At 65.4% G+C, this 19,260-nt stretch carries 19 protein-coding genes; 11 read left to right on the top strand and 8 right to left on the bottom strand.

Annotated elements, in window-relative coordinates; genetic code table 11:
* Nucleotides 1–97 precede the first annotated feature (97 nt).
* Nucleotides 98–1,504 carry an NAD(P)H-quinone dehydrogenase gene (locus tag AC5RUF_RS09495; RefSeq protein ID WP_493997875.1) on the bottom strand — a complete coding sequence of 469 codons (1,407 nt, stop codon included), beginning with the start codon at nucleotides 1,502–1,504 and terminating at the stop codon, nucleotides 98–100.
* Between the two features lie 92 nt (nucleotides 1,505–1,596).
* Between AC5RUF_RS09495 and AC5RUF_RS09490 the strand changes: the two genes are divergently transcribed.
* Genes AC5RUF_RS09490 through AC5RUF_RS09480 form a run of 3 tightly spaced genes read left to right on the top strand, consistent with a single transcriptional unit; the run spans nucleotide 1,597 to nucleotide 4,781 of the window.
* On the top strand, nucleotides 1,597–2,397 hold the full coding sequence (locus tag AC5RUF_RS09490) for a purine-nucleoside phosphorylase (protein WP_494130418.1): 801 nt from the start codon (nucleotides 1,597–1,599) through the stop codon (nucleotides 2,395–2,397).
* A gap of 48 nt (nucleotides 2,398–2,445) precedes the next feature.
* Entirely contained in the window at nucleotides 2,446–4,206 is a 1,761-nt protein-coding gene (locus AC5RUF_RS09485; RefSeq protein ID WP_494130417.1) for a phospho-sugar mutase, read from the top strand.
* A gap of 17 nt (nucleotides 4,207–4,223) precedes the next feature.
* Nucleotides 4,224–4,781, top strand: a complete 558-nt coding sequence (locus AC5RUF_RS09480) for a dihydrofolate reductase family protein (protein WP_493996576.1) — start codon at nucleotides 4,224–4,226, stop codon at nucleotides 4,779–4,781.
* Nucleotides 4,782–4,806: 25 nt separating this feature from the next.
* Here AC5RUF_RS09480 and AC5RUF_RS09475 read toward each other — a convergent pair whose 3' ends face one another.
* The 3 genes from AC5RUF_RS09475 to AC5RUF_RS09465 all read right to left on the bottom strand — a co-directional run bounded on the left by AC5RUF_RS09475 (nucleotide 4,807) and on the right by AC5RUF_RS09465 (nucleotide 8,070).
* The gene (locus AC5RUF_RS09475) at nucleotides 4,807–6,381 is read right to left on the bottom strand and encodes a putative bifunctional diguanylate cyclase/phosphodiesterase (protein WP_494130416.1); all 1,575 of its coding nucleotides are present in this window, start codon (nucleotides 6,379–6,381) and stop codon (nucleotides 4,807–4,809) included.
* Nucleotides 6,378–6,839 (bottom strand): DUF7793 family protein, encoded by a 462-nt coding sequence (locus AC5RUF_RS09470; RefSeq protein ID WP_494130415.1) that lies wholly within the window; start codon nucleotides 6,837–6,839, stop codon nucleotides 6,378–6,380. The genes AC5RUF_RS09475 and AC5RUF_RS09470 overlap by 4 nt, the downstream gene beginning before the upstream one ends.
* Nucleotides 6,840–7,011: 172 nt before the next feature.
* Nucleotides 7,012–8,070 (bottom strand): hypothetical protein, encoded by a 1,059-nt coding sequence (locus AC5RUF_RS09465; RefSeq protein WP_494130414.1) that lies wholly within the window; start codon nucleotides 8,068–8,070, stop codon nucleotides 7,012–7,014.
* A gap of 125 nt (nucleotides 8,071–8,195) precedes the next feature.
* On the opposite strand from AC5RUF_RS09465, the gene AC5RUF_RS09460 reads away from it, so the two are divergent.
* The 4 genes from AC5RUF_RS09460 (at nucleotide 8,196) to AC5RUF_RS09445 (ending at nucleotide 9,810) form a co-directional block, all read left to right on the top strand.
* Nucleotides 8,196–8,339, top strand: a complete 144-nt coding sequence (locus AC5RUF_RS09460; RefSeq protein WP_494130413.1) for a hypothetical protein — start codon at nucleotides 8,196–8,198, stop codon at nucleotides 8,337–8,339.
* A 137-nt stretch (nucleotides 8,340–8,476) separates the two neighbouring features.
* Nucleotides 8,477–9,151 carry a deoxyribose-phosphate aldolase gene (gene deoC / locus AC5RUF_RS09455; protein ID WP_494130412.1) on the top strand — a complete coding sequence of 225 codons (675 nt, stop codon included), beginning with the start codon at nucleotides 8,477–8,479 and terminating at the stop codon, nucleotides 9,149–9,151.
* Nucleotides 9,152–9,191: 40 nt separating this feature from the next.
* The gene (locus AC5RUF_RS09450; RefSeq protein ID WP_493996581.1) at nucleotides 9,192–9,443 is read left to right on the top strand and encodes a hypothetical protein; all 252 of its coding nucleotides are present in this window, start codon (nucleotides 9,192–9,194) and stop codon (nucleotides 9,441–9,443) included.
* Nucleotides 9,444–9,672: 229 nt separating this feature from the next.
* Complete coding sequence (locus tag AC5RUF_RS09445) at nucleotides 9,673–9,810, top strand: hypothetical protein (RefSeq protein ID WP_493996582.1); 138 nt, start codon at nucleotides 9,673–9,675, stop codon at nucleotides 9,808–9,810.
* 7 nt (nucleotides 9,811–9,817) lie between these two features.
* Here AC5RUF_RS09445 and mfd read toward each other — a convergent pair whose 3' ends face one another.
* Entirely contained in the window at nucleotides 9,818–13,417 is a 3,600-nt protein-coding gene (gene mfd / locus AC5RUF_RS09440; RefSeq protein ID WP_494130411.1) for a transcription-repair coupling factor, read from the bottom strand.
* A 395-nt stretch (nucleotides 13,418–13,812) separates the two neighbouring features.
* Here mfd and AC5RUF_RS09435 point away from each other — a divergent pair, with 395 nt between their 5' ends.
* From AC5RUF_RS09435 to nhaA, 4 genes are all read left to right on the top strand, one after another.
* A complete protein-coding gene (locus AC5RUF_RS09435) occupies nucleotides 13,813–14,490 on the top strand; it encodes a hypothetical protein (RefSeq protein ID WP_494130410.1) in 678 nt (225 codons plus the stop codon).
* A 117-nt stretch (nucleotides 14,491–14,607) separates the two neighbouring features.
* A complete protein-coding gene (locus AC5RUF_RS09430; protein WP_493996694.1) occupies nucleotides 14,608–15,111 on the top strand; it encodes a DUF2505 domain-containing protein in 504 nt (167 codons plus the stop codon).
* A 7-nt stretch (nucleotides 15,112–15,118) separates the two neighbouring features.
* Nucleotides 15,119–15,340, top strand: coding sequence for an SCO4848 family membrane protein (locus AC5RUF_RS09425; protein WP_493996695.1), 222 nt, complete (start codon nucleotides 15,119–15,121; stop codon nucleotides 15,338–15,340).
* A gap of 214 nt (nucleotides 15,341–15,554) precedes the next feature.
* Nucleotides 15,555–16,919, top strand: coding sequence for a Na+/H+ antiporter NhaA (nhaA, locus tag AC5RUF_RS09420; RefSeq protein ID WP_494130409.1), 1,365 nt, complete (start codon nucleotides 15,555–15,557; stop codon nucleotides 16,917–16,919).
* On the opposite strand, the gene AC5RUF_RS09415 is transcribed toward nhaA, so the two are convergent.
* Genes AC5RUF_RS09415 through AC5RUF_RS09405 form a run of 3 tightly spaced genes read right to left on the bottom strand, consistent with a single transcriptional unit; the run spans nucleotide 16,916 to nucleotide 19,250 of the window.
* Entirely contained in the window at nucleotides 16,916–17,524 is a 609-nt protein-coding gene (locus tag AC5RUF_RS09415; protein ID WP_494130408.1) for a hypothetical protein, read from the bottom strand. The two genes, nhaA and AC5RUF_RS09415, sit on opposite strands and share 4 nt — an antisense overlap.
* On the bottom strand, nucleotides 17,521–18,486 hold the full coding sequence (locus AC5RUF_RS09410) for a hypothetical protein (RefSeq protein WP_494130407.1): 966 nt from the start codon (nucleotides 18,484–18,486) through the stop codon (nucleotides 17,521–17,523). The genes AC5RUF_RS09415 and AC5RUF_RS09410 overlap by 4 nt, the downstream gene beginning before the upstream one ends.
* A complete protein-coding gene (locus AC5RUF_RS09405) occupies nucleotides 18,486–19,250 on the bottom strand; it encodes a signal peptidase I (RefSeq protein WP_493996699.1) in 765 nt (254 codons plus the stop codon). The genes AC5RUF_RS09410 and AC5RUF_RS09405 overlap by 1 nt, the downstream gene beginning before the upstream one ends.
* Between the last annotated feature and the right edge of the window lie 10 nt (nucleotides 19,251–19,260).

The raw sequence follows: 19,260 nt of genomic DNA, 5'->3' as shown, positions 1-19,260 counted from the left end.
ATTGTTTCAGTCGATGTCATATTCCGGGCAGCAAAAAACCCGCGTCCGGCGGCGCATTGCTCACCGCCGGACGCGGGTTGGGCGAAAGGGCAAAGCCTTACATGTGCACGTGCAGGCGCCGCGCTGCCTCCGAGATGGAGCCCGTCAGCGACGGGTAAACCGTGAAGGTGTTTGCCAGGTCATCCACATGCAGCTTCTGGCTGACGGCAATGGCGATGGGGAAAATCAGCTCGGACGCGCGCGGCCCAACAACAACTCCGCCGATCACGGTGCCGGAGCCCTTGCGGGAAATGATCTTCACGAAGCCTTCCTTGACGTCCATCATCTTTGCCCGTGCGTTGGTGTGCAGGGACAGCTTGATGACATCGCCCTGGTAGCGGCCCTCGGCCACGTCGGCTTCAGTAACACCCACCGAGGCGATTTCCGGAGAGGTGAAGATGTTCGAGGCCACGGACTTCAACTTCAGCGGCTTCACGCCGTCGCCCATGAGGTGGGCCACGGCAATGCGTCCCTGCATGGCTGCCACGGAGGCAAGGTTGAACACGCCGGTGCAGTCGCCGGCGGCGTACACGTTGGGCGCGGTGGTGCGGGAGACGCCGTCGACCTTGATCTGTCCGCGGTCATCCAACTGGACGCCGGCTTCCTCCAGACCGATCCCGGCGGTGTTGGGGATGGCGCCCACAGCCACCAGGCAGTGGCTGCCTTCCACGGTGCGGCCGTCGGACAGAGTGACCAGCACGCCGTCGCCGGTGTTCTTCACGGAATCGGCGCGGGAGCGGCCCAGCACCGTCATGCCGCGGGCCTGGAACACGTCCTCGAGCACGACGGCGGCATCGGCGTCTTCGCCAGGGAGCACGCGGTCCCGGCTGGAGATGAGCGTAACCTTGGTGCCCAGGCCGTTGTAGGCGGAAGCAAACTCGGCGCCGGTGACACCGGAGCCGATGACGATCAGGTGTTCGGGAACCTCGGTGAGGTTGTAGATCTGCTTCCAGGTGAAGATGCGCTCACCGTCCGGCATGGAGGTGTCCAGCTCACGCGGGTTCGCGCCCGTGGCAATAAGCAGCGCCTCGGCCTTGACCGTGTCCACCGATCCGTCGTCGGCCGTCACCTCGATGGTGGTGTTGTCCAGCAGGCGTCCGTCACCGATCATCACCTTGACGCCCACACGCTCCAGGGTGCGGCGGATGTCGTTGGACTGCTCCTTGGCCAGGGCCAGCAGGCGGTGGTTGACCACCTTCAGGTCCGCATAGACCGGCGAGGAAACATCGCCGAACTCCACGCCCAGGTTCCGTGCGGCGGTCAGGCGGGTCATCACATCCGCGGTGGCGATCAGGGTCTTGGAGGGCACGACGTCGGTAAGCACCGCTGAGCCGCCCAGTCCCTGCCGCTCGACAATGGTTACGTCCGCACCGAGGGAAGCGGCCACCAGGGCGGCCTCATAGCCGCCGGGCCCTCCTCCGAGAATCGCAATTTTCCGGGCAGTGAAATCTAGTTGGCTCGTCACAAGGCTCTATTCTGTCCCATCCCGTGACGGCGCTCAAACGGCGGCAACCGGGGCGGCAACCGCCGGGCCTCCGTTCACGGTAGGTTGGTTGTGTGACTAACGACCCATTTGAACTTGCCCAGCAGGCCGCCGACTACATTGCCGAGCACACAGGCGTGCCCTCCCATGACATCGCACTGGTCCTCGGCAGCGGCTGGGGTGAAGCAGCGGAACTCATCGGCGAGACCACTGCAACGCTTTCCGCAGCCGACATCCCCGGTTTCTCCGCCCCCGCCGTGCAGGGGCATGTAGGCACCATCCGCTCCGTGCTGACCACCGACGGCAAGCGCGCCCTGGTCCTGGGCGCCCGCACCCATTACTACGAGGGCAAGGGCGTCCGCGCCGTCGTCCACGGCGTGCGCACCGCCGCCGCCGCCGGCGCGAAGGTCATGGTCCTGACCAACGGCTGCGGCGGGCTGAACCCGGCCTGGCAGCCCGGCACCCCGGTACTCATCAGCGACCACCTCAACCTCACGGCCACGTCCCCGCTGGAAGGGGCGACGTTCGTGGACCTCACGGACCTCTATTCCTCCCGCCTGCGTGACGTAGCCCGCAGCGTGGACCCCACGCTGGATGAAGGTGTCTACGCCCAGTTCACCGGCCCGCACTACGAAACCCCGGCCGAGGTCCGCTATGCGAAGACCATTGGTGCAGACTTGGTGGGTATGTCCACCGCGCTGGAAGCCATTGCCGCCCGGCATGCCGGCATGGAGGTCTTCGGCATCTCGCTGGTGACCAACCTCGCCGCAGGCATCAGCCCGGTGGCACTGAGCCACCAGGAAGTGTTGGAGGCCGGGCAGGCAGCCGGCCCCCGCATCTCGAAGCTGCTGGCCGAAATCATTAACCGGATCTAGCGGCAGCACTGCCCGCTCCCCTACCCCCGCAACACATAGGTACCCATCATGACTTTGACTCCTGTTGAACTGGATGAACTCACTGCCGCCGCCAAGGCATGGGCTGACAGCGATCCCGACGCCGACACCGTCCGGGAACTGCGTGCCCTGATCCGTACCCTTGGAGAAGGGGGCGACGACGGCGCCGCGGCAGCCGCGGACCTGGCGGACCGGTTCGCCGGCACGCTGGAATTCGGCACCGCCGGGTTGCGCGCCGCCCTGGGAGCGGGACCGCGGCGGATGAACCGTGCGGTGGTACGCCGTACCGCGGCGGGCATCGCATCCTTCCTGCAGGATGCCTCCGGAGACAACTGGACCCCCAGCGCAGTGATCGGGTACGACGCACGGCACAAGTCCAAGGACTTCGCGCTGGAGACCGCCGCCGTGTTCGGTGCGGCCGGCATTGAGACGTTCCTGCTGCCCTGCACCCTGCCCACGCCGCTGCTCGCCTACGCGGTGCGTGCCTTGGACACGGACGCCGGCGTGATGGTGACCGCAAGCCACAACCCCGCCCAGGACAACGGCTACAAGGTCTACTTGGGCGGCCGCACCGTCAAGGGACCAGGCCGCGGAGCCCAGATTGTCACCCCGTACGACGCCGAGATTGCGGCCCGTATCGATTACACCGCTCCGCTGGATTCCATCGACCTGGCACCGGACGGGTACACCGAAGTTTCCGAGTCGCTGATCGCCGACTACATCGGGGCCGTGGACCGCCTCATGCATGCTGAAGGCTATCCGGAGCGGGACCTGGACATCGTTCTCACGCCAATGCACGGCGTCGGCGGCGAAACCATGACCTCGGTCCTGCGCGGGGCCGGCTTCACCTCGGTGACCCTGGTTCCGGAGCAGGCCAAACCGGACCCGGACTTCCCCACCGTGGCTTTCCCCAACCCGGAAGAACCCGGCGCACTGGACCTTGCCCTGGCACTGGCGCGGACGCGCGATGCCGACCTGGTCCTGGCCAATGACCCGGATGCGGACCGCGCAGCGGCCGCCGCCAAGGATCCGTCCACCGGCGAGTGGCGGATGCTGCGCGGCGACGAGGTGGGCGCCCTGCTGGGCCGGCACATCGCACGCCGGATCGCAGCCGGACGGTGGAAGGTCCGCGGCGAGAAGTCCCGCTCCGGCGTGGTGTTTGCCAACTCGATCGTCTCTTCCCGCCTGCTGGCACGCATCGCCGAGAAGGCCGGGTTCGAGCATCAGGAAACGCTGACCGGATTCAAGTGGATCTCCCGGGTGCCGAAGCTGACCTACGGTTACGAAGAGGCGCTGGGGTACTGCGTGGCACCGGGCCTGGTCCGGGACAAGGACGGCATTTCCGCCGGGGTCCTCATTGCCGAACTTGCCGCCGCATTGAAGGCGGAGGGCCGCACCCTCTTTGATGAACTGGACGACCTGGCCCTGGCCCACGGCCTGCACCAGAGCGACCAGCTTTCCGTCCGGGTGGCGGACCTGGGACTGCTGTCCGAAATGATGCAGCGACTGCGTGAGCACCCGCCCGTATCCTTTGCCGGTTCGGAGGTGGATTCCGCCGTCGACCTGTCCCTGGGCGACGGCGCCCTGCCGCCCACGGACGGGCTGCGGTACATTACCCGGGACAACACCCGGGTCATCATCCGCCCCAGCGGAACCGAACCCAAGCTCAAGTGCTACCTCGAGGTGATTGAGCCGGTGGGTTCGGCGGAGGAACTTCCGGCCGCCCGCGCCAAGGCACGCGCCACGCTGGATGCCGTGCTGGCGGATGTGCGGAAGGCCCTGGGCATCTAACCAGGCGGGAGGCCGGCATGGGACGGCTCATCTACACGGGCATCACCTCGCTGGACGGCTACATCGCGGACGAGGCGGGATCCTTCGACTGGGCCATGCCCGACGAAGAGGTCCACGCCTTTGCCAACGACCTGGACCGCAACACGGGTACCTATCTGCTGGGGCGCCGGATGTACGAAGTCATGGCGTTCTGGGACACGGAGCCGGGGGCGGAGGAACCGCCGGTGATCCACGAATACGCGAGGATCTGGCAGGGAGCCGACAAGGTGGTCTATTCCCGTTCCCTTGCCGCTGTGGATGGACCGCGTGCCCGGCTGGAGCACCACTTCAACCCGGACGACGTGCGGGCGCTCGTGGAGGCGTCCGACGGCGACGTTTCAGTGGGCGGTGCCGACCTTGCCGGCCAGGCACTCAAGGCGGGACTGGTTGACGAGGTGCGGCAGGTGCTTTTTCCCGTGATCGTCGGGGGCGGCAAACGCTTTCTGCCGGACGGACTGCGGCTGGATTTGGAGCTGGTCGAGGAACAGCGCTTCGGCAACGGCGCGGTGTTCCTTCACTACCGGGTGCGCAGGTAGCGGCACCGGAAGCCGCAGGACCGGTTCAGGCCAGCAGCTCGGTGGCCAGCGGAAGCCGGCTGCCGCTGGCCAGAAGGGTAGCCACCTGCTCGGCCGTCAGCGGCCGGCTGAAGAAGTAGCCCTGCGCGCTGCTGCATCCCATCTCGCGCAGGAGGCGGGCCTGGTGCCGCGTTTCGATTCCTTCGAAGACTGCCTCCATCCCCGCGGCCTGGATCAGCCGGTGCACGGCGTCCACGAACTTCAGCTGGTCCTCGTCACGGCTGATGTCGGCGATGAGCGCCCGGTCCACCTTTACCGTCTCCACGGGCAGGCGGCGCAGATAGCTGATGGAGGAGTATCCGGTGCCGAAGTCGTCAATCTCGAGCCGCACGCCCAGCGCCTTAAGCGACTTCATGGAGTATGTCTCCACGTCGCCGCTGCCCACAAACGCGCTCTCCGTGATCTCCAAAACCAGGTCCCGGGGCGAGGCTCCCGCGGCGCGCAGCTGTGACCGCACATAGTCCACGAGGTCCATGCTCTGCAGCTCGGACGGGGAAACGTTGACCCTGAGGTGGAAGCCGTCCTGATCCTGTCCCGCCTTCCGCCAGGCGGCCAGCTGCTCCAGGGCAGTGCGCAGCACCCACCGCCCGATGCCCTGGATGGCACCGCATTCCTCGGCCAGCGGGATGAAGGCGTCGGGCATGATCAGCCCCTGCGTGGGATGCTGCCAGCGCAGCAGCACCTCCACGCCCTGCATCCTGCCGGTGACCAGGTCCACAACGGGCTGGTAGGCCAGGCGGAACTCGTTGCGGTCGACGGCGTTGCGCAGTTCAGACACCATGTCGCGGCGGAGTTGGCGGGCATAGAGCATCACCGGCTCGAAAGCACGCACCTGGCCCGGGCCTTCTTCCTTGGCCACATACATTGCGGTGTCCGCTCGAAGCAGCAGGTCAGCGGCGGACTGCCCGGCTTCGGCAATATGGATACCGATACTGGCCCGCGGCCACACATCGAGTTCTTCGATCTTGGTGCGCGTACCTAGGGCTTCTTGAATACGTTCTGCCGCTGTGCGCGCGGACATGCGGCTCACCCGCTGCAACAGGACGGCAAACTCGTCCCCGCCCAGCCGGGCGACAGTGCTCTGCGCGGGTACAGACCCTAGCAGCCGGTCAGCGACTTCCTGCAGAACTTTGTCCCCTGCATGGTGGCCAAAGCTGTCATTGATGTCCTTGAACCCGTCCAGGTCGATCATCAGGATCGCGGGGGCGGGGTCGCCACCGGTCCACTCCGCCAGGGCCCTCTCCGCCGACTGCACCAGTGCAGTCCGGTTGGCCACACCCGTGAGCGGGTCCGAAAGTGCCATGTGCTGCATTTGCGCGTGGGCGTCCCGCAGCTCCTGGGTCCGGTTTTCCACCCGCTGCTCGAAGTCCCGGTAAATGTCGTCGAGCTCGGCAGCCAGGAGGTTGATGCCGGTACTGACCGCATCGACCTGGTCCCTTGCCGGGGAAATGGGGATCCGGGCGGACAGATCACCGGCGGCAATCCTGACAATGCCTTCGACAATCTGGTTAAGGCGGGTGTCCTCCCGGGAGAGCGGGCCGGGTTCCTGTATGGGCATCATGCCGCGTATCGCTTGAGCCAGAGCAGGGCATCTGCCTCCCGCGAGAAGTAGCGGGTGGGGCAGGGCTGAACCTCTCCCCCGAGCAGGAAGTTAGCAATGACCCGGTCCACAGGCGAGATTCCGAGGACAGCGACAGCGGACAGGGAACGGGCCGCACTGAAGATGTCGCGTGCACCACGGGTGATGGATTCGACCCCGGACAGAATCAGGAGCAACGGAAGCTTGTGGACTCCGGCCATAGCCTCGATGTTTTTGGCCGCCCAAAGCGCCATGGAACCGGTAACGACCTCCCCCGCAGGGAGGCGGAGCACCAGGTGCCCTTCTTCGGCCAGGTCAACGCGGACCGCTGCAGCATCCTTCGGAGCACGGGAGTCTGGCGCTTCTCCGCCGGACCGCCCGGGGCGGGCCTGCGGGTATTGTGCTGTCTCAACCTGTGACAGTCCCTCGTGTCTTGCCATGCTTCCCCCAAGTCGCCGCGCAGGACCTCATTGCAGCGGATGTGCTTCGCCGTGCCAACAACAACTGATTAGTGCCTGCCGCCGATGGTTCGGAGACTGTGCTTGTATTGTGCGCCTTCGATGCTTAAATATCGAGTTGGTATCCTCGTGTTTCTTACAATTTTCCTTTCAGCTAAAATCCAGGGTCGTCCAGGATGTTGTCGATCATCACCCTTACCTGCGACATGCGTTCCGTCGCCCCTGATTCTTCGAACAAACGGGAACTATCGCGCGCGCATTTCAGCGCCTCACTCGTTCGCCCGACTCGAAGCAAACATCCCGCGAGCAGCTGAAAGGCCTGCGCCTGTATAAAAGGGAAGACGCCTTTGGCCTCGTCTGCTACGGTTCGCAGCAAACGTTCCGCCGTCGCATGCTTACCGGTGGCATGCTCCCAATGTGCACGAGCAAGAACAATTTCCAACTTGTCGGCCACAGTGCCGTCCGCGACAGATATAGCGACCTCTGCCCGCTCCAAAGAGTCGAGTGTCTCGTTGTCTATAAGTCCCGCCTCCAGGCGCATATTCGTTGCAGCCTTGTTGAAGAGTGCCCAAAGGTTGACATCTCCCACAGCCACAAGTGATTCCGCAGCCTTACGGTGGTACTTCTGCCCTTCCTCAATCCGGCCCGACATAAAGCCGGCATTGCCGATGGACCAGTAGGCGATACCGCTGGCCCGGGAATCCATATCGCAGCTGATCAGGTCGTTCAGGACCAGCGCTTCCTTCCAAGCGGCTTCCACCTCGCCTTTTTCTGCCAGCGTGGAGATGAGAGAGTGCTGGAGCTTCAGTCTCAATTGCCCGGACTGATCCGGAACGGCATTTGAGGCGTATTCAGCAACGTTCACCGCCCGCTCACTTGCACCGTTGTCTTGGAGGGCGTGCGCCAAGAGTATCCGTGCCTGAGCTATCAGTTCCGGATATTCGGCGATCGCGGGATGTTCCACCAGATCCTCAAGAGTACGGATACAGTCATCGATTCGCCCCAGCGAATACTGCAAATGCGCCATGTTGTAGGAGCTCCTGCAGTAGCTCCAGTTATCCCCATCGGAAATGGCAGCATCCCGGGCAATGGATGTGTAACGAACAGCCTCGGCATAGTCGCGGTTGGCCTTCGCCTGTTGCGCCCTATATTCATTGACGACGACGACCGGATTTTGCTCCATCGCGGCTTGCCCTTTCAGGGTGAAGTTCAAGGTCTCATTCAATATTTGCTCAGCTTTCACCAAAGGATGCTGTATCGCATATGAATAGATTCCCAAGCATAGCTATACTTTTGAGCGTCCCGCCTTTTGAGTAACTTTTTCTACAAGGAGCCCCCATGAAAAAACTTGGTGCAGCAGCACTTCTGGCAGCTGTCCTCTTTGGTGCAGGCGCCGCAGCGCCGGCCGCCGCTGCGACTCCGACGGCAGCTCCCGGAAGCTCCATTGTCCAGCCGTTCGGTAACTGGCCGGACTACCACTAAACCAGCCCGCTGGTAAGGAGCCGGGTTCCACTAACATTGGAACCCGGCTTTTCTTTTGTCGATATCTACCGCTGGTCCGCGTGCCCGCCCCATTCCCGAGCGTCCCCGCGGCACCCCCCTGTGGCAAGATAGATTCCATGCCTACGCCCATTGCCTCTTATATCGATCACACGCTCCTGAAGCCGGAGGCCAGCCGTGAGGATATCCTCCGGGTCTGCGCCGAGGCCGCGGAATACCAGTTCAAGTCCGTCTGCGTGAACCCGCTCTGGGTGGGCACGGTCCGCAATGCCCTGAAGGGCAGCGGTGTGCTGACCTGCTCGGTGATCGGTTTCCCCCTGGGTGCCACCACTACCGAGGTCAAGGTCTTCGAGGCGCAGGGTGCACTGCAGGACGGCGCCGACGAAATCGACATGGTCATCGACATCGCCGCAGCCCGCCGCCTCGACCGCGCCGCCTTGGTCCGCGACATCGCCGCGGTGGCAGACGCCGTCCACGCCGGTGGCGGCATCCTGAAGGTCATCATCGAAACCTCCCTGCTCACAGACGAGCAGAAAGTACTGGCCTGTGAGGCCTCCGTGGACGCCGGCGCGGACTTCGTGAAGACCTCCACCGGCTTCAACGGCGGCGGAGCCACGGTTGAAGACGTAGCCCTGATGCGCCGCACCGTTGGTCCGGACCTCGGCGTGAAGGCCTCCGGCGGCGTCCGTTCGGCCGAAGATGCCCAGGCAATGATCGACGCCGGGGCCACGCGTATCGGGGCGAGCTCCGGAATCGCTATTGTTAATGGAAGCAAAGCCACGTCGGACTACTGACCCGCATAGCTACTGAACACTTTTTGAAACGGAGAACTCCATGGTTGGAACACGGTCAAAGCAGCCGACACACTCGGGTGAGGGCCACCTGGTCAGCAACATCGTCACCTTCGCGGTGATGTTCGCGATCTTCCTCGGCGCCCTTTACTCTCTGAACTGGCTGACCCTGGGCAACGTCTGGCCCATGGCCATCCTGCTGGTGGTCGCCTGCGGCATGTACTTCGTGGCCTTCAGCATCGGCCGTTCGGACACCACCACCGAGCTGGCCAAGGGATACTCCCACAACGAGTAGATCCGCCGGCAACACGAACCACCCGCTGATGCACCCGAGCCGCCCGGCCCGGGTGCATCGGTGTTTAAGACGGTTGCGCGCAGTGCCTTGCAGGACGCTGCAAGGATCACAAACTGCGAAAACCACCGGTAACATTCGGGTTCGCGGAGCGGAAACTAGGTAGCCCTCCGGGGCAGGCAGGTAGCGCTTACTCTTAGCGCGCGCGCCTGCCCCTCCCTAGATTCGCTGCATGACTACCACCATGACCCGTAGGGAATGGCGCCGGGACCGGGCCCGGCAGCAGCGCGTCAACTTCATCGGCTACTCGGTACTGGCCTCCTGCGTGGTGGCTGCCGCCGCGCTCTTGCTGGTGGCGCTGACGGGCTGATCCTCCGCTACTCCTTGAACACGGCGTCCAGGAGCTGCTTGGCCCACGCGAGAATCTCGGCATCCGCGAGATCCCGGCCGCCTATCCTGGCGGTCTTGGGCTTCGGCACCAGCACCGCGTTCAGGGCCGGCTTCACCTGGGCGCCCGGATACATCCGCTGCAACCGCATAACGCGTGATTCGGGCAGGTCGGCCGGTGCAAACTTGATGAAGTTCCCCTGCAGGGCAACGTCGGTGAGTCCTGCCTCGCGGGCGTCGACCCGGAACCGGGCAACATCTATCAGGTTCTTCACTTCCTGCGGCGGCTCGCCGTAACGGTCCACAAGTTCGGCCAGGACCTCGTCGATTGCCTCATTGGTCAGCGCACTGGCCAGCTTGCGGTAGGCCTCCAACCGGAGCCGCTCCCCCGGCACGTACTCGTGCGGCAGGTGCGCGTTGACCGGCAGTTCGATCTTCATTTCCGCGGCCTTCTGTTCGGCCTCGCCGCGGTAATCCGCCACGGCCTCACCCACCAGCCGGATGTACAGGTCGAAGCCGACGCCGGCAATATGGCCGGACTGCTCACCGCCCAGCAGGTTGCCGGCCCCGCGGATCTCCAGGTCCTTCATGGCCAGCTGCATGCCGGCGCCGAGCTCGTTGTGCGTGGCCACGGCCTTCAGCCGCTCCAGCGCCACTTCGCCCAGCGGTTTCTCCGAGGGGTAGAGGAAGTAGGCATAGGCCCGCTCCCGGCCGCGGCCCACCCGGCCGCGCAACTGGTGCAGCTGCGACAGGCCAAAGTGGTCAGCCCGGTCCACAATGAGGGTGTTGGCATTGGAGATATCCAGGCCGGTTTCGATGATGGTGGTGCACACCAGCACGTCGAAACGCTTTTCCCAGAAGTCCACAATGATCTGTTCAAGCTTCGACTCGCTCATCTGGCCGTGCGCGACGGCGATCCTCGCCTCGGGCACCAGCTCCTGCAGGTGCGAGGCGGTCCGCTCAATCGAGGACACCCGGTTGTGCACAAAGAACACCTGTCCCTCACGCATCAGCTCGCGGCGGATGGCGGCCGAGGCCTGCTTGTCCGTGTACGGACCCACATAGGTCAGCACCGGGTGCCGTTCCTCCGGCGGCGTGGCCAGCGTGGAGGTTTCCCTGATCCCGGTCAGGGACATTTCCAGGGTGCGCGGAATCGGGGTGGCGCTCATGGCCAGGACATCCACGTTGGTGCGCATCTTCTTCAGCGCTTCCTTGTGCTCAACGCCGAAACGCTGCTCCTCGTCCACGATCACCAGCCCCAGATCCTTGAACTGGACCTCGGCGGAGAGCAGGCGGTGGGTGCCGATGACCACATCCACGGACCCGTTCCTGACCCCCTCGATGGTGGTCTTGGCCTGCTTGGCCGTCTGGAAGCGGGAGAGGGATTCCACGCGGACGGGGAAACCGGAGAAACGTTCGGCGAACGTTTCCATGTGCTGCTGGGCCAGCAGCGTGGTGGGCACCAGCACCGCCACCTGCTTCCCGTCCTGCACGGCCTTGAAGGCCGCGCGCACCGCAATCTCGGTTTTTCCGTAGCCCACATCGCCCGAGACCAGGCGGTCCATGGGCACTTCGCGTTCCATGTCCGCCTTGACCTCGTTGATGGTGGTCAGCTGGTCCGGTGTCTCCACGTAGGGGAAAGCTTCCTCGAGCTCCCGCTGCCACGGCGTGTCCGGGCCGAAGGCATGCCCCTTGGAGGCCATCCGGGCCGAGTACAGCCGGATCAGCTCGCCGGCAATCTCCTTGACGGCCTTCCGCGCCCGGCTCTTCGTCTTCGCCCAGTCCGAACCGCCCATCTTGGACAGCACCGGCGTTTCTCCGCCCACGTACCGGGTGATCTGGTCCAGCTGGTCGGTGGGGACAAACAACCGGTCCCCCGGTGCCCCGCGCTTGGAGGAGGCATATTCCAGGACCAGGTACTCACGGACGGTCTTGTTGGCCCCGGCGCCGGTGGCCCGCTGGATCAGTTCAATGAACTTGCCGACGCCGTGCTGTTCGTGCACCACAAAGTCGCCCTCGTGCAGCTGCAGCGGGTCCACTGCATTGCGCCGCTTCGAGGGCATCTTGCGCATGTCCCGCGTGGAGTAGGCACTCGCCCGGCCCAGCAGGTCCGCTTCCGTGAGGAGCCCGGTCTTGAGGGTGTCAAAGACGTATCCCCGGCCGGCGCTGGCGGTGGTGATGGCGATGACGCCGGGCCGCGGCTCGTCGTCGACCGAATCCACCAGCGCGGCCGGAATGTCGTTCTCCCGGAACAGTTCCGCCAGGCGGGAGGCCGGACCCGGACCTTCGGTGACCACGACGACGCGCCAGGCGTCCCGGACCCGGCCGCCGATGAATTCCATCATCTCGGCCACGTCGCCCTGGTAGCCGCGCGGCTCCCGCGCGTTGATGGTCAGGGTGTCAATATCGAGGACGGTCTCGTCGTCGGGGTTGAAGGAGGTGATGGACCACCACGCGACGTCGTTGGCATGGGCCGCGCTGCGGGTGTCCGCCAGGGAACGGAAGCTGGCAGCGTCCAGGTCTGCGCTGAGCCCCGCCGACAGATCCACCGGCGCGGCACCGCCGTCGGACGCCGTGGCCCAGGCCGCGGCGAGGAATTCCTCGTTGGTGGCGGCCAGGTCGTGGGCCCTGGCCCGGACCTTTTCGGGTTCGATCACCACGGCGATGGAGCCGGCGGGCAGCTCGCCCATCAGGGGAACCATGGCATCCACCAGGACTGGCGCCAGGGATTCCATCCCTTCCACGGCAATGCCGCCGGCGATTTTCTCCAGCATGTCGGCCGCGGCGGGCATCTGGTCCTTGAGCTTGGCCGCCCGGCTCATGACCGAAGGGGTGATCAGGATTTCCCGGCAGGGCGGAGCATAGAGCTCGGTGGGGTGGGTAATGTGCTCGCCGGCGAGAGTCCGCTGGTCGGCGACGGCGAACCAGCGCATCGAATCCACTTCATCGCCGAAGAAATCGATGCGGATGGGGTGGTCCTCGGTGGGCGGGAAGACATCCAGGATGCCGCCGCGCACGGCGAACTCCCCGCGGTGGGAGACCATGTCGACCCGGGCGTACGCGGCATCGGACAGCGCCGCTACCACAGTGTCGAAGGGCTGTTCCTGTCCCACCTTCAGCGAGACGGGCTTCAATTCCCCCAGTCCGGCAACCAGCGGCTGGACGACGGCGCGCACCGGGGCAACCACAATCTGCACCGGGGTTGTTTCCGGATGGGCCAGCCGGCGGAGCACGGAGAGCCTGCGGCCCACGGTGTCCGAGCGCGGGGAGAGCCGTTCGTGCGGAAGGGTTTCCCAGCTCGGGAATTCCTCGATGCCGGCCAGCGGGAGGTAGCTGCGCAGTGCCGCCGCCAAATCCTCCGCTTCACGCCCGGTTGCGGTCACGGCCAGCACCACCGGGGGCACGCCGTCGCCCGCCCCTGCCGCGGCCAGACCGTCCACCACTTCCGCCAGCAGCGCTGCACGCATTCCCTGCGGCGCGCCGATCTGCAGGTCCTCGCTCCGCGTCGCGGGCGGCCGGGAGGAAAGGGTCCGCACCCGGGCGTAGGACGGGTCCTCGGCGAGGGCGGCACGCAGTCCGTTCAGGCTCATGGGGTGGTTTTCTCCTTCATGACGCAACGCAAATACCCGAAGTTCACAGACGGAACCCCGGGGTTTTCTTCCACCCTACCCGCTGCCGAACCGCTCGCGGTCCGCTCCCGCTGAGAGCGGAAAACGCATGGAACACGCATAAGGGCGGGAGGCTGCCGAAGCAGGCCTCCCGCCCTTGGTTGGTACGGTCAGAAGCTATTTGAGCAGCTGGTTCCCCCGGCAGCCGGCGTCCATTTGGCCACGTACCGTCCAGCGTCTCCGGTCCGGGCAGAGTGTCTGGATTTTGCCCCGGGTGACTGCCACGCTTGGAAGGCACGGCACCACAGCAGTTCTCCAGCAGCTTCCTTTCAGCGGCTGGCATACAGCCGCCGCCTTGATCCACGGAGGATAGCCCCATGGCACGCAAAGCCTCTTTCCGGGCCGCCTGGCTTTTGGTCTTCGCCCTGTTGCTTGCCGGATGCTCCGGAAACAACGACGACGGCGGGACCGCAACCACGGGAACCCCCTCCCAGACGGCCTCCAGCGATCCGGCCTGCGCCACGGTTTCCCCCAACAGCCCCGGAGAGGCGAGCTGCCAGGCGGCCGGGATCCCCGGAAGCACCGGCGGAAATGACCGCTGCAACCCTGCTGCGTCCGGTTCGGCCCCTGCCGGCCTCATCGAAGGGACGTTCGGTCCGTACTGCGACAACGCCATCGCCACCACGTACAACACGGACGCGATTCCCGATGAAGCTGCCGGCATCGTGACTGTGACGGAAACCAACGCGGACACCACGGTGCAGTTCTCCGCCCAGGGTTTTGCTGCGCAGCGCATGTACAGTGCACGGCTGCATGAAAACGCCTGCGGCGCCGCTCCGTCCGATGCCGGCGCGGAGGTCCGGAATTCCAGCCAGGGCACGGGCGGCAGCGGGCTGGCCGTGGACTTCACCACGGATTCCACCGGCAACGCCACGGCCACGGCGACTGTGCCCTGGATACTGCCGGACAACGGCACGGGAAACTCGCTGCTGATCTTCGATGAGGCTGCAAGCGGCGATGGCGCTGCCGCAGGCTGCATGACCCTGCGCCAATAGGACCGGGCCGCCGGCGGTTTCGGGGCACGCCGGCCTGCAGTTTAGGATGAGGGTTGGCCGGAGGCGGGCTGCAAGCCCGCGGATTTCATCCGGCGCCACACCCGATCTGGAGGACCCATGGCCCTGAACGCATCAACCATCCTGCCCTACGACGTCGCTACCGTCACGGAAACCTTCGCCGACGAAGGTTTCCTGCGCAGCATCAGCGAACACGTCGGCGGTTCCCTGGTGTCCGCCTCGGTTGAAGGAGACACTGCAGGCGCGTTCGTCCTGACCGCCGTGCGCACCATGCCGACGGACCGGCTGCCGGACATTGCCAAGAAGTTCGTGGGTGCAACGCTCACGGTGACCCAGAAGGAGCAGTGGGCCGCGCCCGCAGCGGACGGATCCCGGGAGGCCGACGTCGAACTGTCCGTTGGCGGTGTGCCCCTGAAGGTGACCGCTGTGCAGCGCCTGGTCACCGTGGCCGAGGGCACCCGGGTGGATGTGGACGGCAAGGTGGGCTCCTCGATCCCCTTCCTCGGGGACAAGATCGCCAAGGCTGCCGAGCCGATGATCGGCAAGGCGCTGACCATCCAGGCCGGCCAGGCCGGCAAGTGGATCGAAAGCCGCCAGGGCTGAGCCGCACGTGAGCCTTCCTACTCCCCTCGCCTTCGTCCTGATCGTTGCCGGCCTCTGGTCGCTTATCGTCCTGGCCCCGTTCCTGCGGAACGTCCTGAAGTCGCCCGCTTCCCGCGATGAAAACGGTGCACCTACCCGCTCCATGACGGTCGGCCTGATGAAGATCAGCTCCGCCATGGTCTTTAACCTGGCCACCGTAGTGGTCGGCATCCGGGCCCTGGCCGGATAAAGCCTCCGCAGCAAAGACTGTCAGTGCCCCGGCGGGCTGCCTGCCGGGGCACTGTGCTGCCCGCGGCCGTTCCGGCCTTCGGGGGACCGCCGGGAGCGGCCCCCGTCGGTCCCGTCACAGCTCGGCGATTGAGCGGGTAGACTAGTCAACGGTGCGCCGGGAAGTCTGGTCGGCAATATGTTTGCCGTACCCGAATCCGTTAGGAACATTTTTCATGGCCTCTGGTCCCCACTCACCCAAGCCCCATGGCGCCCGGACCGTATTGGGCAGGGGCAGCTACGGCGAAGCCCTGCGCATCGGTGAAATCCTCCGCAAGGAAACTGTGGGCGGCATCCTGCTGCTGGTCGCCACCGTCGCCGCGCTCATCTGGGCCAACTCTCCCGCGGCGGACACCTATTTTGCGCTCCGTGACTATTCCATCGGCTACGAACCGTGGCACCTGAAGCTGACCGTGGGCGCCTGGGCCGCGGACGGGCTGCTGGCTATCTTCTTTTTCCTGGTAGGTCTGGAACTCAAAAAGGAGTTCATTGCCGGGGATCTGCGTGACATCCGGCAGGCGATTGTGCCCATTGCGGCGGCTGTGGGCGGCGTCGTCGTGCCGGCCCTGATCTACGCGGCCGTGAACCTGATCGCCGGCTCCGACGGACTGCGCGGCTGGGCCATTCCGACCGCCACCGACATTGCCTTCGCCCTGGCCGTGCTGGCCGTCATCAGTTCCCACCTGCCCAGCGCCCTGCGGATCTTCCTGTTGACCCTGGCCGTGGTGGATGACCTGATCGCCATCGCGATCATCGCGTTCTTCTACTCGGACAACGTGCACCTGTCCTTCCTGCTCTGGATGCTGCTTCCCCTGGCCGTCTTTACGTTGCTGGTCCAGCGCCGGGCCCGGTTCTTCGGCACCCGCCCCTGGGCGGCCTGGGTGATCCTGCTGCCGCTGGGCATAGCCACGTGGGCCCTGATGCATGCCTCCGGAGTCCACGCAACGGTCGCCGGCGTACTGCTGGGCTTTGCCGTGCCGGTGCTCCGCCGGGGACCGGACCGTCAGAAGCTTCCCGCCAACCCGGAACTTCCCGGCCTCTCGGAGATCTTCGAGCACCGCTTCCGGCCTATTTCCACCGGTATTGCGGTGCCGATCTTCGCGTTCTTCTCTGCCGGCGTCGCCCTGGGCGGATGGAGCGGGCTCGCATCCGTAGTCACCGACCCCGTGGCCATCGGCATCATCCTGGGTCTCGTGGCCGGCAAGCCGATCGGCATCATGCTCACCACCTGGGTCATCACCGCCGGCACCCGGGCCAAGCTGGACCCGGACCTGCGCTGGGTGGACCTCATGGGCATCGGTATCCTCGGCGGCATCGGCTTCACCGTTTCGCTGCTGGTCAACGACCTGAGCTTCGACGTGGGATCGCTGCACAACGACGACGCCAAGGTAGGCATCCTGGTGGCCTCCGTCCTGGCCGCGCTCATCGCCTCAGCCCTGCTGACCGCCCGGAACCGCCGCTACCGGCTGATTGAGGCCGAGGAAAAGATCGACGCGGACAGGGACGGAATTCCCGATGTGTACGAGGGGCGCGAGGACTAGTACTTTCCGCAGGGGTAGTTGGCCCAGATGGACGTGTAGTAGTACATCTTCAGCTCCAACGGTGAGGACGCCGCCACTATTTCACCCGGATTGCTTTCCACCGGTTCCTTGCCTGCTATCGGCGTCCGGAGAACAGCGGTTTGCAGGGTGACCGTCAGTGGCCGCAAGTCGAGGGGCGACTGACCGAGCGCCGCTTGCAGGTTGTCAAGCCTGGCAGGCCGTACAGATGTCTGGGTACGGGGCACCGCGTAGGACTTACTCCGGCCCTCACGGGTGAAAGTCAGGAAATAGACCACGTCCCGATCGACGTCGGCCTCTGGTACGGCGGTCCAAAAGATCCGGTTCGGATCGGCATACCATTCGCACTTAAGGCCGGACGGCTGGCCCACGTTGATCGTGGGCGTCACGCTGATGGTGGCCGTTGTGGACACCTGCCAATAGGCGTAGGCGGCCGTCCCGCCGATCCCCAGGACAACGGTGAGGAAAAAGGCAACGGCGGCCGGCCGGAATCCCGGCAGCGCCCGCAACCGGCTGAACCGGCCGGAGGGAGCCTCAATCCGCTCCGTCGTATGCTCCGCAGTCCCCTGCTGCGTCTTCCTGCTCATTGGCTCCTGCTTCGTAGTCGCAAACCGGCCGCGGCAAAGAACGCCACCGACATCACTATCAGGAGCGTACCTGAGAGGGATCGGATAATCGGTTCAACGGTGCTCTGGAAACCTGCAGGGGCGGCCTCGATCAGGCGTCCGTCCTCCGCCGGCGTCACGTTGGTGTTGAAGTCCAGCGAGCTGCCCGGTATCTGGCCCGGCTGTGCAGCCGTTGCCGGGACACCCGCCATCGCGGCGGTACCCCGGCTATCTGCCGCAGCCCGGAACAGTGCCCTGTTCCCCGTATTCCCGTCGGTCGGTGCCGCATCGCTTCCGCGGCCGTTGCCGGGTCCGCCGAAACCGCTGGTACCGGCGTCGTTGTTTCCCGGGTTTCCGGGTCCGGGGTTCTGCGGTACGCCGCCGATCCATCCGTCCAGGGCCTGGCAGGCACCGGGACCAGCATCCGGGCCTTCCGCGGACTGCAGGTAGAACACCAGATCGAATCCGGCGCTTCGGTTACGGGCGGCGTTCGGCGCCTCGGTGGAAAGCGCAGCCGTAAGTTCCATGCGCACGGCTTGCCCCGGTGCCAGGCGCCAAGCCTGTGAGATGTCCGTGCAGCTGCCCGCTTCGGGAAGGACCCCGGAGCCAGCGGTGAAGCCGTCTGCGGATCCGCTGACGCTGAGGAGTCCGGCCAGCTCCGGGTCCGTGGACGTGCTGACCGCGCCGGCCGAAAGGTACGCGGCTTCCGAGCCGTCATTGCGGACCCAAACCGATCCGCCGGTTGCGCTTCCGGGGACTAGCCGCACGCCCTGGTTGAAGACCGGAGCCGTCAGGGTGGGTGCGAACGCGGCACCGTTGGAGCTGAAACTCAGGTAGCTGTCCGCCGCAAAGGCGGCAGGAATTCCGGCGAAGGTGATGGCCGCAGCGGCACTGCCCACCGCGCCGAGGGTGAGCCAGCGCCTTACCGGCGTGGTGCCGGGCATTAGACGGCTACGGGCTTCCGGAGGCTGTGGGAGTGGGCGCTGTCGTGGGTGCAGTGTTCGCACTCCTCCAGGACAGGGTCGCCCTCCATGCTGTGCGAGCCGAAGGTCCGTGTGCCGAAGATGTCGGCGACCTCTTCACGGGCACCAGCGCCGCCGTCGGTGGAATTGTCGCCGGGCTGGTCGGTGCCGGCCTCGCCCTGGGGGTTTTCGCCGTCACGGCGCTTCTTCGCCAGGGCGCCGCGGACCATGGTCACCACACCGTAGCCGAGCAGGGCAACCGCGCCCCACTGCATGGCTGCACCGCGGTCGGAGTTGCCCAGTGCGTTCGCGGCAAAACCGACAAACGGAACCGCGTAGAAGAGCTTGCCGCGGACCTGGACCTCGCGGACCGGGTTCTCATCGGCGACGTCGTTGTTGTCGCCCTTGGTGATGAACGTCGGTTCACCTTCCTGGGTGGCGCCCATGGAAATGATGCGGTGGGTGATGACTGCCGGGTCATTGGATTCGATCTGGTAGGTGATGATGTCCCCTACCTTCAACTCTTCGAAGGGCACGGGCTTCACCACCAGGAACGTGCCGGGGGCGTACTTGGGGGCCATGGAGCTGGTGAGCACACTGTAGGTCTGAGAGCCGGTTACCAGCGGAACAACCACCAGGACCAGGGCGATGAGTGCCGTGGCGCACAGGGCAATGTAGCTCAGGCCGGTTCCGATGATGCTCAACGGGCTGGCGGGCTTCTCTGCTGTCCTGCGGCCACTCGACATGGTTTTCCTA

It is taken from the genome of Arthrobacter sp. Y3224198, assembly GCF_059090025.1.
This window is presented reverse-complemented; position numbering and strand designations above follow the sequence as displayed.